The organism is Bradyrhizobium sp. 215_C5_N1_1 (assembly GCF_052075935.1).
Lineage (GTDB): Bacteria > Pseudomonadota > Alphaproteobacteria > Rhizobiales > Xanthobacteraceae > Bradyrhizobium > Bradyrhizobium barranii.
The window spans coordinates 1,197,745-1,210,812 of the sequence record NZ_CP197228.1 but is presented as its reverse complement, the minus strand read 5'-3'; the positions used below and the strand labels follow the sequence as shown (position 1 = coordinate 1,210,812).

Genomic DNA, 13,068 nt, shown 5'->3' with positions numbered 1-13,068 from the left:
CGCATGTTCGTGAACCGGCGCGACGTCCAGATCCAGTGGGGCGACTGCGACCCCGCCAACATCGTCTATTACCCGCGCTATTTCGCGATGTTCGACGATTCGACGTCGACCCTGTTCGAGGTCGCCGGATTCTCAAAGCAGGATTTGGTCCGCAAATACGGCCTGGTGGGCATCCCCATGGTCGACACGCGGTCCAAGTTCTACATCCCCTCGACCTATGGCGACTGGATTACCATCGAGACGAAGATCGAGAGCATCAAGCGCTCGAGCTTCGAGGTGAAGCACAACGTCTACAAGGGCGAGGCGCTGGCGATTGAGGGTTTTGAGACCCGCGTCCTGGTCCGCCGCGATCCCGTTAACCCCGACAAGCTGAAATCGGCACCGTTTCCGGCCGAAATGGTAGCCAAATTCACGGGGAGCTAGGTCTGGAGCTAAATCGCCGCATCACCAAAAGAGGGGGCTGAATTACCCCCCGATTTCTGCTTTCAAAGAAACACGTCAAGGGAGGAATAGATGAAACGCTTTTACCTGACCGCCGCCATCGCCGCGGCGACGCTTGCCCTGCCGGCTCTGCCTGCGCTGGCCCAGACTAGCGAAATCACCATCGGCATCACCACCACCACGACCGGCCCGGGCGCGGCGCTCGGCATTCCCGAGCGCAACGCGCTGGAATTCGTGCCGAAGGAGATCGGCGGCGTGCCGCTGAAGGTGATCGTGCTCGACGACGGCGGCGATCCCACCACGGCGACCACCAACGCCCGCCGCTTCGTGACCGAATCCAAGGCCGACATCATCATGGGCTCGGCGCTGACGCCGCCGACCATCGCCGTCTCCAACGTCGCTAACGAGGCCGGCATTCCGCATTTCGGCCTGGCGCCGTTCCCGATCACGCCTGAGCGCATGAAGTGGTCGGTGGCGATGCCGCAGCCGATCCCGATCGTGGGCAAGGTGCTGTACGACCACATGAAGTCGAAGGGTGTGAAGACCGTCGGCTATATCGGCTATTCCGACTCCTATGGCGACCTCTGGTTCAACGACCTGAAGGCCCAGGCCGTGCCGATGGGCATCACCATCGCCGATGAGGAGCGCTTCGCCCGCCCTGATACCTCGGTGACCGGACAGGTGCTGAAGCTCGTCGCCGCCAACCCCGACGCGATCCTGGTCGGCGCCTCCGGTACCGCGGCCGCGCTGCCGCAGACCGAGCTGCGCGAGCGCGGCTATCAGGGCCTGATCTACCAGACCCATGGCGCCGCCAGCATGGACTTCATCCGCATCGCCGGCAAAGCAGCGGAAGGCGTGCTGATGGCCTCCGGTCCCGTCATGGACCCCGAGGACCAGCCCGACGAGGCCGCCACCAAGAAGCCGGGCCTGGCGCTCAACACCGCCTATGAGGCCAAGTACGGCCCGAACAGCCGCAGCCAGTTCGCCGGTCATTCCTACGATGCGTTCGAGATCCTCAAGCGCATCATTCCGACGGCGCTGAAAACCGCAAAGCCCGGCACGCCGGAATTCCGCGAGGCGATCCGCCAGGCGCTGCTGTCGGAGAAGGAGCTGGCAGCGAGCCAGGGCGTCTACAACTTCACCGAAAAGGACCGCTACGGCCTCGACGAGCGCTCGCGCATCCTGCTCACGGTGAAGAACGGCAAGTACACGCTCGTGAGGTAAGGCGCGACAAGAGTTTTGAGACGACGAGAGCCGGCCCGTTGGGCCGGCTCTTTTGTTTTTCTTCTGGGGCGAATTGCCTACCGAGGTCGTCATGCCCGGGCTTGTCCCGCCTGCGCGGCCGAAGCCGCTTCGGCGAGGCGAAGGCCCGGGCATCCACGTTCTTTGCACCGTACCGCAAGGCGTGGATGGCCGGGACAAGCCCGGCCATGACGGTGTGGAGAGTTCAGCGCCTCGAGAACTACGGTCTTGTGAGCGCTAAGCCGCCTGCCGCAGCGGGGTCCAGGCGAACTCCGGATAATAATCGTCCATCATGCGGTCGACATAGGCGGTGAGGTTTGCAAATCCCTCGGCGCGCTGACGCAGGCCGGATTCGAAGAAGGGCGTCAAAATTCCGGCGAGCGCGCCGAAGGCGGTGGCATCGACACCGCCGGGCTTGTTGCCCATCAGGTAGGCCTTGTCGCCGAGCTGGACCGAGAGCGCGAACAGCGAACGTACCGCGAGATCGACATCGTCATCGGGCGCGTGGCGGCCGAGGCCCGAGAGCAGATAGTTCTCGGCGACACGGAATTGCGCATCCTCGCGCAACTTTTCGCGATTGTGCTCCGGCGCGCCGTCGAAGAAATGCGCGGGCCCCTTGGCGAAGTTGACCGGATCGACCCAGCGCGCCCCGACCAGCGCCCAGTAGACGTGATGCTCGATCATCCGCTCGAACGCCCAGGCCTGCGCCCGCTCGGCCAGCGACAGCCCGGCGTCGAAATCGAAGCCATAGCGGCGCTCGATATGGGCGCGAATGAAGGTGGAATCGGCCACCGCCTCGCCGCCATCGTCGATGAACGGCAGCTGCCCCTTGGGCGAGGCCGGCGGCATCGCCCGCTCCTTCCGGTAGGGCAGTCCCGCCATCTTGAGCTGCACCTCGGTCTTGGTGACGAAGGGGCTGATTTCCGGCAGGCCGAAGCCGGCGCCAAAGCCATAAAGCGTGATCATGCGAACTCTCTCCTGGACCTGCGAAATTTGGGCTTGCGAAATTTGGACTTGCGAAACTTTGAGGGAACCTAGTGACCGGCTGCTGCCACCATGGTGGCAGCAGCCGTGATATCTTCTGCGAAACGGGCCCCCCGCCAGGCGCGGGCCATGACACTACGAACGACATGGCGGGCCAGCGCGTCCGCAGCCTGGGTCAGCAAGCGTGCCATCACGCTTGCGAGAGCAAATCGGAGGTCGACGGCCATGAGATCGAGCGAAACGAGACGGCTGAGCGCCCAGGCGGACCAGACCTGTGCCCGCAACATCGGAATCGCCGGGCCAAAATGGGTTGGAATGATCATGGACAAATCCTCTTCAGTCGATGTGTTGTCCCGGTATAGACACCCCCTGCTGCCAACATCCTGTCAGCAGCAGCGCGCCATTTTCTGATCCGTCCCCCGATAAGAGAATTGCCATGAGACGCGCCGACCGGCTGTTTCAGATCATCCAGGTGCTGAGGCGCACGCGTAAGCCGCTGACCGCGGACGCGATCGCGGCCGAGCTCGAGACCTCGAAGCGCACCATCTATCGCGACATCGCAACCTTGATCGGCCAGCGCGTGCCGATCCGCGGCGAAGCCGGGATGGGCTATATCCTCGAGAAGGGTTTCGACCTGCCGCCCTTGATGCTGACACCCGACGAGATCGAGGCGGCGGTGCTGGGCGCGCAATGGGTCGCGGGCCATGCCGATTCCGCGCTGGCACGCGCGGCCGAAGATTTGATGGCCAAGATCGCCGACACCGTGCCTGAGCGCTTGCGTCCCTTCGTGCTGGAGCCGGCAAGCCGCGCGCGGCCGAGCTGGAACAGGGAGCCGGATCGCCTCGACATGGCGCGCACGCGCACCCAGATCCACGAAGGCAGGAAGATCATGCTGCGCTACCGCGACGAGCAGGGCCGCCCCAGCGAGCGCATGATCTGGCCGATCTCGGTCGGCTATCTCGAAGCCGTGCGCCTGCTTGCGGCCTGGTGCGAGCTGCGCGGCGACTTCCGCAGCTTCCGCACCGACCGCGTCGTGGATGCGAACTATCTCGACGATAAATATCCGGAGCGGCGCGACGTGCTGCGCGCAAGATGGCGGCAGAGCCTGGTCTGGGGCCCGCCAAAGGACACGTGAGCGCGATGGAAGAGATCTCCCCCGTCGACCTGTCGAGCTGGTGCCAGAGCTGCGGCGCCTGCTGTGGCTATTCGGAGAACTGGCCGCGCTTCTCGATCGAGAGCGACGAGGAGCTTGCCGCAATTCCCGAAACGCTCGTCAACGCGCGCCAATCCGGCATGCGCTGCGAGGGCGATCGCTGTTCGGCGTTGCGGGGGGAGATCGGAAAGCAGACGGCCTGCGGCATTTACGAGGTGCGGCCGGAGGTGTGCCGCACCTGCATGCCGGGAGACGCCGAATGCGCGATGGCACGGCGGAAATTCGGACTGCCGGCAATCGAGGTCGCTTAGGCTGGAACGGCTGCAGCTGGAACGGCTTCGCTGACCTCGTCGTCGAACCCGTCCTCAAGCGGTGCAAGCACCGAGAGCGGCTTGGTCGACAGCGTGATCGGCTTGCGGCCCCCCGACAGCGACGGCGACGATTTGACCGTGCTTTCGCGCGACAGCGCGTAGAGCGTCGAGCCGACGCGGCCGCCGTTGTCGATCAGGTCACGCTCGTTGCAGCTGGCTGCGATCGCGACCGCCAGCGAGTGCAGATGGCTGCGGCGATAGCAGAACAGCGCCAGCCTGGCGCGCGCGTCAGGGGAAACACTCTCAACCAGCCTCGGCAGGCCACTCTCGCTGGCGCGATACATCTCACCAAGGAGCTCGTCGCGGACCGGGCAGAAATCGCTTTCATATGCGTCGCGGCTTGAAAACATTGCGGTTCTCCTCGTTGCCGAAGATGCAGCGCAATTCTCTAATGAAAGGTTAACCACGCCGCCCGGTAGTCACCCGGGGTCCTTGCGCCCTGGTCGCGAATCGGAGGCGCCCGAATGGGGGTCGGGCCACCACATCTGAGCCGATAAGTCGGGACGCCAATGCCTCCACGGCGTCATGGCCGGGCATAGCCGTCCGAAGGACGGCGTCGCTTCCGCTCGCCTTTGTCCTGGCCATCCACGGCTGGCCACGCGGCACGAAGAACGTGGATGCCCGGCCTTCGCCGCGCCGAAGCGGCTTCGGCCGCGCAGGCGGGACAAGCCCGGGCATGACGACCTCTTGTGAGTGCCGATCGACGACTATCCGCAGGCCCGCCGGCCTCAGTTCGCCGCCATGAAGATGGAAAGGCCGAAGCCGGTCAAATGATGCAGGGCCTGGTCGACGCCGATCAGGGTCCAGAACCAGGGATGCGCCAGGTCGACACCGAAATTGGCGGAGACGAACCCCTTGGCGCGGTCGATGGTGATGTGGATCGCGAAGTCGATGAACGCGACGAACCAGAATCGCGGCGCCACCAACAGGATCAGCGGCAGCGCAACCGCGAGGTGAATCAGGCAATGCACCAGAAGCGGCAAAGCCCAGCCGTGCTTCTGGTCCTTGCCGTGCGCCATCCAGGCGGTCTGGAGCACGAAATCGGCGATGATGTGCTTGAAGGTGAGCAGCAACATCCAGCCAATGAGCGCTTCGACCGGAACCGCCGATGACATGGGTGGAAACGACAAGCTGACGCCCTCATTGACGTGACAAGAAAGATCGGAGCGTTAGCGCAACTTCTTTTTGGACCGGTCAAATCGCCGGGACGTGTGATTTATGACATCTCCCGCGACGGAATGCAGCCGGGGGGAACTGGAAAATCGCCAACTGTGGCTAACTGGTGATAGGATGACCAATCGCCGCGGCCAGATCGAGTAAGGTTACCTCCGGCTCGAATTTTGCATTCCGGTACCGGCGCGCTATCATTGTCGGCAGAGAATATCGTTCTTTTTTCAAACGTTTAGGAATTGCAGGGCGCCCGCCGCGATCGCATCCGCGAGCCGCCCGCCACTCAGGAATAAGGCCGGAGTGCTGACATGAGTACTGAAGGCCCGACCTCGCCACCGACCGAACCGCCGCCGCGGCGCCCCAAGGTGATCAAGACCAATCAGCAGCAAGTCCTCCTCTACGTCGTGCTGACCCTGCTGCTGTCGCTCGCCACCGTCTGGGGCGGCCGCGCCATGCTGCACAATTCGGAGACGCTGACCTTTGCCGTCGGCACCCCCAACAGCGACGAGGCGCTGTTCGCCGCCAAGCTCGCCACGCTGCTGAAGAACAACGCCTCGCGCTTCCGGATCAAGATCGTCAACAACGCAGACAATGCCAAGGCGCTCGCACAGTTCGACCGCAAGCAGGCCGACCTCGCCGTCCTTCGCACCGACGCCAAGGTGCCGCTGCGGGCGCGCACGCTCGCGATCCTCGAGCACGATCTGGTGCTCCTGCTCGGTCCCGGCAACAAGAAGATCAAGTCGCTCGCCGAGTTGAAGAAGAAGAAAGTTGCGGTCCTCGCCGAGAACGAATCCTCGCTCGCCTTCGTCCGCAGCATCCTCGACATCCCCGATGGTCCGGATGCTGCCAGGATCCAGATGGCGCCGCAGGGTGCAACGCTCGACAAGCTGTTTGCGCCGGCGAGCGGCTTTGGCGCGGTGATCGCCATCGTCCATGCCTCCAGGGCGGTGCGGGACAAGGCCTATGAGCAGGTCGCCAAGCGCGGCGGCTTCACGCTGAACGCGATCGACGAGGCCAAGGCGCTGGCGCGCAAGATTCCCGGCATTTCCAGCGAAACGCTGACTGCGGGCACGCTGTCCGCATCGCCGGAAATCCCCGACGACGACCTCGACACGATCGGGCTCGAATGGCTGCTGGTCGCGCAATCCAGGATGTCGGCGAGCACGGCGGGCGAGCTCGCGCGCGTCGTCTATGAGAACAAGTCCGCGCTCGGGCTCGACAACGGCTTCGCCAGCCGAATCGAGCCGGCCTCCGTCGAGAAGGATGCCTACGTGATGGCGCATCAGGGGGCGGCCGACTACATCAACGACGACACCAAGTCGTTCATGGATAAGTACAGCGACCTGATGTATCTGGGCGCCGCCGCGCTCAGCGTGATCGGCTCGATCTTCGCCGCGATCTACGCCAAGATCACCCGGATCGCGCCGGAGAAGGCTGGCGAGCTTTCCACCGCCGTCCTCGACATCGGCGAACGCATCGAGCACGCCCATTCGCTGGACCAGCTCGAATGTCTCCAGGACGAGCTGGAGGGCATTCTGCGCGGCGCGGTCATAGGTCTCAGGGACGGCACGATCAGTACCGACGGGCTCGACACCTTCAAGCTCGGCTACGAGTTCGTCCGCGACGAGATCGGCATGCGCCGCGACTATCTCAAACGCCACTGCGGCGAGGCCGACAAGGTCGCCCAGGATACGGCCCCTCCCCAGCAGGACGAGAGCAAGATCGTCGTGGTGAAGACAGCTCAGAGTGCCTGACCTATCGATTTGACGGCTTTCGCAGCGGCGTCTTGCCGGCATTTCCCGCGAATCCCCGGGCAGAATCCGGGAACCGTCCCCCGTCCGCAACCGTTTGCTCCCGGATACAACCGGAGCACGCGCCATGCGTACACTCCTCGTCATCATCCTTCTGGGCATGCTGGTGGCGGCTGGATATTTCGCCTATTCCGCCATGGCGATCGAGGGCGAGCCGATCCCGACGGAAGGCTATGTGGCGTTGGCGCTGGGAGCGGGTTTCGCCATCGTCGTCGGCATCGGCCTGATGATGCTGCTTTTTTTCAGCAGCCGCCGTGGCTACGACGAGCCGCCGCATTTCAGGTAGCGCCCCCTGATCCACCACGGCACCGGGCTCACCGCACACCTGCGGGCAGTCCCCTGCCCGTCGTTGACGGCTCCTGCCCGGGCGGGCACTTTGGCGGTGGCGTCCCAGCCGGGACCGCAAGAGACACGACCGAGCCCGCCTTCCCGCATGTCCAAGCCGCTGATCCCCGCACTGGCCCAGTTCGTGGCCGCCACGGCCGGCCGCAACATGACCAAGGCGGCCTATGTGGCGGTCGGCCTCGGCGTGCTCAGCATGGTGCTGCTGACGGTCAACCCGGCCTACGAGACGGTGCACCGCTGGGTCGACGCCCTGCTATGGGCCTGCCTCGTCTATTTCGTGTTCGAATGGGTGGTCCGGCTGCGCCACATGGCACAAACGGGGCGCCTGTCGCTCTACATGACCTCCTCGGCCGGAGTGGTCGATGCTCTGGGCGCGCTGGCCGTGCCGGTCGCGCTCCTGATCGGCATCGAGCCGAAGACGGCGTGGCTGCTCAGCGTGCTCTGGGTATTGAAGGTGGTGCCGGGCATTCCGGGCCTGCGGCAGCTGCGCCGGGTGCTGGTGCTGGAATCGGGGCCGCTGGTCAGCGTGCTCGTGATCTTCCTGATGGTGGTGTTCCTCGCTTCCGTCGCCGAATATTTCCTGGAGCGGGACGTGCAGCCGCAGACTTTCGGCAGCGTCCCCGCCGCGCTGTGGTGGGCTGTCGTCACGCTGACGACGACGGGCTATGGCGACGTCGTGCCGGTGACGCCGCTCGGGCGCATCGTGGCGGCGATGGTGATGATCTCCGGCCTCGGCGTGTTCGGACTGTGGACCGGTATCCTGGCGACCGGCTTTGCCGCCGAGACCCGCCGCGACAACTTCCTCAAGACCTGGGAATCCGTCAGCAAGGTGCCGTTCTTCGCAGCGCTCGGCCCTGCCGCCATCGCCGACGTCACCCACATGCTGCGCACCATGGAGCTGCCGGCGCGCACCATGATCATCCGCAAGGGCACGCAGGGCGACTGCATGTATTTCATCGCCGCCGGCGAGGTCGAGGTCGACCTGCCCGGCAAGAAGGTCCAGCTCGGCGAGGGCGCGTTCTTCGGCGAGATGGCGCTGCTCGGCAACAACAAGCGCGGCGCCAATGTCTCGACCACGAAGGTGTCGCGGCTGCTGGTGCTCGACCTCGTCGATTTCCGCGTGCTGATGGCGCGGCATCCCGATCTCGCCGAGACCATCGATGCGGAAGCCAAGCGCCGCACACTCGAAAACAAATAAATGGAGACAAGAATGTCGGACACAGCCGACGCAGCCTCAGGCCCCGTGCTCGAACGCAACGGCGCACGCGCCACCATCCGCCTCAACCGGCCCAAACATCTCAACCGGCTCCAGGCCGAGGATCTCGGCGAGCTGGTCAGGCTTTTCGACCGGATCGAGGCCGATCCTGATATCCGCGTGCTGGTGCTGACCGGCACGGGGCGGGCCTTCTCGGCGGGCTATGACCTCAACTCGGTTGCCGAGCGCGCGGTCAGCGCCAACGAGCAGCAGAGCGCGGGCTCGGCGTTCGAGGTCGTCGTCAACCGGCTGGAGGATCTCGGCGTGCCGACGATCTGCCGGCTCAATGGCGGCGTCTATGGCGGCTCGACCGACCTCGCGCTCGCCTGCGATTTCCGCATCGGCGTTGACACCGCCGAGATGTTCATGCCGGCGGCACGGCTCGGGCTGCATTACTACAGAAACGGCATTAAGCGTTACGTGACGCGGCTCGGCGTCGACAATGCGAAAAAGCTGTTCCTCACCGCGCAGAAGATCAGCGCGCCGGAGATGCTGCGGATCGGCTATCTCACCGCCATGGTGCCGGTGGAATTCCTGGACGAGGAGGTCGACAAGCTCGCCACGGTTCTCGCCGGCAACGCGCCGCAGGCAATGGCCGGCATGAAGCGCGCCATCAACGAATTCGCCCGCGGCGAATTGGACGAAGCGGCCGCCGATCAGCGCCACCGCGACAGCATGCGCGGCGACGAGATCAAGGAGGGTATCAAGGCGTTCGCGGAAAAACGGCCGCCAAAATTCTGATCACGCCCGCTGCGACCGCATCGCGCGCACCTGCGTGAGCTTGGGATCGCGGACGAGCGCCTGGTAGCGCTTGCTGTCGACGGCGTAAATCGCGATCCGGCCCTCATTGTCGGCATGAACGCCCCAGCCGAAGCGCTTGCCCAGGCTCGACGCCCTCATGCACGCCTGCCCCCGGGAGAAGAACGCTTCACGGGCCGCATGCCTCTCCGTCTTCGGAGCCTTCGCATCGAGCTCGCGTCCCGGCGCAGACGTCGCGAAGATCACGTCGTCGGACGTGTGCTTGTAGGGCGCCTTGGCGATCATCTCGTATTGCAGGCATGCCACCGTCGGCTTTCCCGCGCGCAGCGACGGCTCCTCGCCAGTATGCGCGGGACAGTCTTCAGCGACCCGGATGAAGGTGTTGAAGCAGTTGGTCGTGTGGATCGACTTTGTCATCTGCAACCCTGGATCATTCAACCACCAGCAGCCGCGGCGTGCTGCGCCGCCATCTCATCGTCGGCGGCATTGATCCGCTGGAACGCAGGCCGCGAGGTCATGCGTTCGGCATAGCGAACGAATACATCTTTTTTCGGCACGATGCCAAACATCATGGTCCAGCTGAACGCGACGCCCCACAACACATCCGCCGCCGTCATGCGCTCGCCGAGCAGATACGGCCCCTTTGACAATTGCGCCTCGATCGCGCCCAGCATGGTGTCGTAATCGGCATAGGGTGACTGCATGATCGGTGCCGGCTCGCGCTGCATGAACTTGTCGATCAGGGCCGGCTCGAACGATGCGCCGTAATAGGCGATCCAGCGCAGGTAGGGACCGCGCAGCGGATCGTTCAGCGCGGGCGTCAGCCCCGCCTGCGGAAACAGATCGGCGAGATAGATGGTGATCGCGACCTGCTCGGTCACCAGCGCCTCGCCGTGGCGGACCGCCGGCACCTTGCCGAGCGGATTGAGGGCGAGATAGGCGGGCTTGCGCTGCTCGCCGGCCTTCATGTTGAGGACGTGGAGATCGTAGGGCGCGCCCAGCTCCTCCAGCAGCACCCGCGTGCCGGTGGCGCGGCTTTGCGGCGAATAATACAGGGTGATGCGGTTCTGATCGGTCATAACAGGGCTCCATCTGGCCGGCTGGCGATGGCGCTTGTAGCGGACCATACCTGACATCCTGTGTCAGGTATGGTTTAAGGGATCATGCGCGCGAGCAGAATGCTGTCGATCCTCACCACCCTGCAGGCCAGGGGGCAGGTCACTGCGCCCGAGCTTGCGGAAGCCTGCGAGGTCTCGGTGCGCACGATCTATCGCGACATCGACGCGCTCGCGGCGTCCGGCGTCCCCGTTTACGCCGACCGCGGCGCGGAGGGCGGCTATCGCCTGCTCGACGGTTATCGCGTGCGTTTGAACGGCCTGTCGCAGAACGAGGCGGAGGCCCTGTTCCTTGCGGGACTGCCGGGACCGGCCGCGGCGCTCGGGCTGGACGCAGCGATGATCGCCGCGCAGAACAAGCTGATGGCGGCCTTGCCTGCCAATCTTCGCGAAGACGCCGGGCGGATGCAGGAGCGTTTTCACCTGGACGCACCCGGCTGGTTCGGTGAGACGGAAGAACCCAAACATCTGCGCACCATTGCCGGCGCGGCTCTGCGCGGGACGTTGATCAAGATCCGCTACCAGAGCTGGCGCGCGGAGAAGCAGCGCCGCGTTGCACCGCTCGGGCTCGTGCTGAAGGGCGGCAGCTGGTATCTCGCCGGTCACGTCGACGGCAGCACGCGCACCTATCGCATCGCGCGCGTGCTGGACTGTACCGCGCTCGACGATCGCTTCGATCGTCCCGCCGCGTTCGATCTCGCCGGCTATTGGCAGGCCGCGACGCTTCGCCTCGAAGCCGAGATGCATCCCAATGTCGCGATCGTGCGGCTGTCGCCGTTCGGCGTCAAACTGCTCGACGCGCTGAGCCAGCCTTACGTCAAGGCGCGCACCCAGCTTGAAGAGAGCGCGGATGCGGACGGCTGGCGCATCGCGCGCGTTCCGACCGGCAAGACGTCATGGCACGCGGCATCCGAATTGTTGCGGCTGGGGTCCGAAGCCGAAGTGCTGGAGCCCGCCGATCTCCGCGAGAAGATGGCGGAGATGACGCAGGCGATGGCTGCGCGCTATCGCGCAGCGGCGCGAAAAGCCTGACAGCGGCGCATTTCACCGAAGCTCACGAAACATTCCTGAAACACGATTCCTGCCTCGCGCCCTGAACGCGTTCGCGTCTCAGCCCGACGGAGAAGCAGGGACACAACAACGGCCTTAGCGCCACACTGGAGAATGAAAATGTTTCGTAAGCTTGCTCTTGGTCTGATCGCTGCTGGTTCGCTCGGTGCTGCCGCTCTCGCGCCCACCGCGGCTTCGGCCCACGGCTTCCATCATCACTGGGGTCCCGGCTGGGGCTTTGGCGGCGTCTACGTCAACACCGGCGTCAGCAATTGCTACCAGGAGCGCGTCGTCAGGACCCGCCATGGCCTGCGCGTCCGCGTCGTGAATGTCTGCGCCTACGGGATCTACTGATATCTGATGCCCTCGACAAAGCTCCGGTCGCACTGCGGCCGGAGTTTTGCATTGGGTTAACCAATCTGCCGATGCCGGCGAAACCAGGCCCAGGTCTCCCGCGTCGTCCTGATATAGCCGCGGCCGCGATGAACGATCTCGTCGTCGACGATCTCGTTCAGCTTCGGCAGCGCGTGAAACGGGATCGAGGGATAGGCGTGGTGCTCGACGTGGTAGGGCATATTCCACGCGAACCATTTGACGATCGCGCCGGTATAGGTGGTGCGGGTGTTCTGGAAGGCGCTGCGGGTGCGGTCGCAGCCGGTGTGCTCGGCATAGAGATAGGGCCGCAGGAAGAACTGCCCGATCATCAGCGGGACGATCCAGACCCAGAGCAGCAACGCTGAGGAAAACCACAGCGAGAGTGCGAGCAGAAGCGCATAGAGCCCAGCATAGGCGCGCGCCTCGCGCACGATGACGGCGCGCTTGTTTTCGGGAATCCAGGGCACGGTGACCTTGCCCGTGACGGCGTGGCCGAGCATCAACCGGAGGCGGCCGGCGACCTGAAGCAGGCCGCTATAGGCGAGCGCGAGCTGCGTGTCGGATTTCGGCTTCACGCCGACGATCAGCTCCGGGTCCTTGTCCGGATCCTGGGTGTAGCGGTGATGGTCCCAGTGAAACAGGCAGTAATATTCGTAAGGTTGTCCGATGATGAGGGCCGAGGGATAGCCGACCGCAAGGTTGAGGCCACGGCTCCTGAACGCGGTCTTGTGCGCGGTCTCGTGCAGCGCCATGAACAGGAAGGCGACGAAATAGCCCTGCACCGCCATCAGCGGGAGCGCCCACAACACGCCCCAGGCTGAAGAGACCTTCCAGACCAGCGTGCCGACCAGCACGACCAGGCCGTAATGGCTGAGACTTTTCGCGGCCCCCCTGAGATTGGAGCGCACCGACAATTCGCGCAGCATGGCCGGGCTCAGCGGCTTCAGACGATGGCCGGGCTCTGAAACGGTCGCGTCAGTCATCATCGAAGGCTCGC

Annotated in this window: 17 protein-coding genes; 10 read left to right on the top strand and 7 right to left on the bottom strand. The window is 64.6% G+C overall.

The genetic code is table 11. From position 1 onward, the window contains the following. The first annotated feature begins 3 nt into the window (after positions 1–3). Both AB7G19_RS05645 and AB7G19_RS05640 read left to right on the top strand, forming a co-directional pair. Positions 4–423: an acyl-CoA thioesterase gene (locus AB7G19_RS05645; protein WP_085403547.1), complete on the top strand. Its 420-nt coding sequence runs from the start codon at positions 4–6 to the stop codon at positions 421–423. A 90-nt stretch (positions 424–513) separates the two neighbouring features. Further along, a complete protein-coding gene (locus tag AB7G19_RS05640; protein ID WP_028151958.1) occupies positions 514–1,665 on the top strand; it encodes an ABC transporter substrate-binding protein in 1,152 nt (383 codons plus the stop codon). Between the two features lie 255 nt (positions 1,666–1,920). On the opposite strand, the gene AB7G19_RS05635 is transcribed toward AB7G19_RS05640, so the two are convergent. Together AB7G19_RS05635 and AB7G19_RS05630 are read right to left on the bottom strand one after the other, a co-directional pair. Further along, on the bottom strand, positions 1,921–2,649 hold the full coding sequence (locus tag AB7G19_RS05635; protein WP_085403545.1) for a glutathione S-transferase family protein: 729 nt from the start codon (positions 2,647–2,649) through the stop codon (positions 1,921–1,923). 68 nt (positions 2,650–2,717) lie between these two features. Further along, positions 2,718–2,990: a hypothetical protein gene (locus AB7G19_RS05630; RefSeq protein WP_085403544.1), complete on the bottom strand. Its 273-nt coding sequence runs from the start codon at positions 2,988–2,990 to the stop codon at positions 2,718–2,720. A 113-nt stretch (positions 2,991–3,103) separates the two neighbouring features. Here AB7G19_RS05630 and AB7G19_RS05625 point away from each other — a divergent pair, with 113 nt between their 5' ends. Continuing rightward, complete coding sequence (locus AB7G19_RS05625) at positions 3,104–3,802, top strand: helix-turn-helix transcriptional regulator (RefSeq protein WP_063980922.1); 699 nt, start codon at positions 3,104–3,106, stop codon at positions 3,800–3,802. Between the two features lie 5 nt (positions 3,803–3,807). Further along, entirely contained in the window at positions 3,808–4,131 is a 324-nt protein-coding gene (locus AB7G19_RS05620) for a YkgJ family cysteine cluster protein (RefSeq protein WP_085403543.1), read from the top strand. On the opposite strand, the gene AB7G19_RS05615 is transcribed toward AB7G19_RS05620, so the two are convergent. Both AB7G19_RS05615 and AB7G19_RS05610 read right to left on the bottom strand, forming a co-directional pair. Further along, positions 4,128–4,541, bottom strand: a complete 414-nt coding sequence (locus AB7G19_RS05615) for a hypothetical protein (protein WP_085403542.1) — start codon at positions 4,539–4,541, stop codon at positions 4,128–4,130. The genes AB7G19_RS05620 and AB7G19_RS05615 overlap by 4 nt on opposite strands. Before the next feature lie 378 nt (positions 4,542–4,919). Beyond that, the gene (locus AB7G19_RS05610; RefSeq protein ID WP_038933545.1) at positions 4,920–5,267 is read right to left on the bottom strand and encodes a DUF3307 domain-containing protein; all 348 of its coding nucleotides are present in this window, start codon (positions 5,265–5,267) and stop codon (positions 4,920–4,922) included. 402 nt (positions 5,268–5,669) lie between these two features. Between AB7G19_RS05610 and AB7G19_RS05605 the strand changes: the two genes are divergently transcribed. The 4 genes from AB7G19_RS05605 (at position 5,670) to AB7G19_RS05590 (ending at position 9,513) form a co-directional block, all read left to right on the top strand. Beyond that, the gene (locus tag AB7G19_RS05605; protein WP_085403541.1) at positions 5,670–7,115 is read left to right on the top strand and encodes a TAXI family TRAP transporter solute-binding subunit; all 1,446 of its coding nucleotides are present in this window, start codon (positions 5,670–5,672) and stop codon (positions 7,113–7,115) included. A 124-nt stretch (positions 7,116–7,239) separates the two neighbouring features. Continuing rightward, the gene (locus tag AB7G19_RS05600) at positions 7,240–7,458 is read left to right on the top strand and encodes a hypothetical protein (protein WP_135214674.1); all 219 of its coding nucleotides are present in this window, start codon (positions 7,240–7,242) and stop codon (positions 7,456–7,458) included. A gap of 147 nt (positions 7,459–7,605) precedes the next feature. Further along, positions 7,606–8,715, top strand: coding sequence for a cyclic nucleotide-gated ion channel (locus tag AB7G19_RS05595; protein WP_085403539.1), 1,110 nt, complete (start codon positions 7,606–7,608; stop codon positions 8,713–8,715). Positions 8,716–8,727: 12 nt separating this feature from the next. Further along, positions 8,728–9,513: an enoyl-CoA hydratase/isomerase family protein gene (locus tag AB7G19_RS05590; RefSeq protein WP_085403538.1), complete on the top strand. Its 786-nt coding sequence runs from the start codon at positions 8,728–8,730 to the stop codon at positions 9,511–9,513. Here the strand turns inward: AB7G19_RS05590 and AB7G19_RS05585 are convergent, their stop codons facing one another. Further along, complete coding sequence (locus AB7G19_RS05585) at positions 9,514–9,948, bottom strand: DUF6157 family protein (RefSeq protein WP_085403537.1); 435 nt, start codon at positions 9,946–9,948, stop codon at positions 9,514–9,516. Between the two features lie 17 nt (positions 9,949–9,965). Next, the gene (locus tag AB7G19_RS05580; protein WP_085403536.1) at positions 9,966–10,610 is read right to left on the bottom strand and encodes a glutathione S-transferase family protein; all 645 of its coding nucleotides are present in this window, start codon (positions 10,608–10,610) and stop codon (positions 9,966–9,968) included. A gap of 84 nt (positions 10,611–10,694) precedes the next feature. Between AB7G19_RS05580 and AB7G19_RS05575 the strand changes: the two genes are divergently transcribed. Both AB7G19_RS05575 and AB7G19_RS05570 read left to right on the top strand, forming a co-directional pair. Next, positions 10,695–11,678 (top strand): helix-turn-helix transcriptional regulator, encoded by a 984-nt coding sequence (locus AB7G19_RS05575; RefSeq protein ID WP_085403535.1) that lies wholly within the window; start codon positions 10,695–10,697, stop codon positions 11,676–11,678. A 138-nt stretch (positions 11,679–11,816) separates the two neighbouring features. Then, positions 11,817–12,050, top strand: coding sequence for a hypothetical protein (locus tag AB7G19_RS05570; protein ID WP_014498305.1), 234 nt, complete (start codon positions 11,817–11,819; stop codon positions 12,048–12,050). Between the two features lie 56 nt (positions 12,051–12,106). On the opposite strand, the gene AB7G19_RS05565 is transcribed toward AB7G19_RS05570, so the two are convergent. After that, positions 12,107–13,054, bottom strand: a complete 948-nt coding sequence (locus tag AB7G19_RS05565) for a fatty acid desaturase (protein WP_085403581.1) — start codon at positions 13,052–13,054, stop codon at positions 12,107–12,109. Positions 13,055–13,068: the final 14 nt, after the last annotated feature.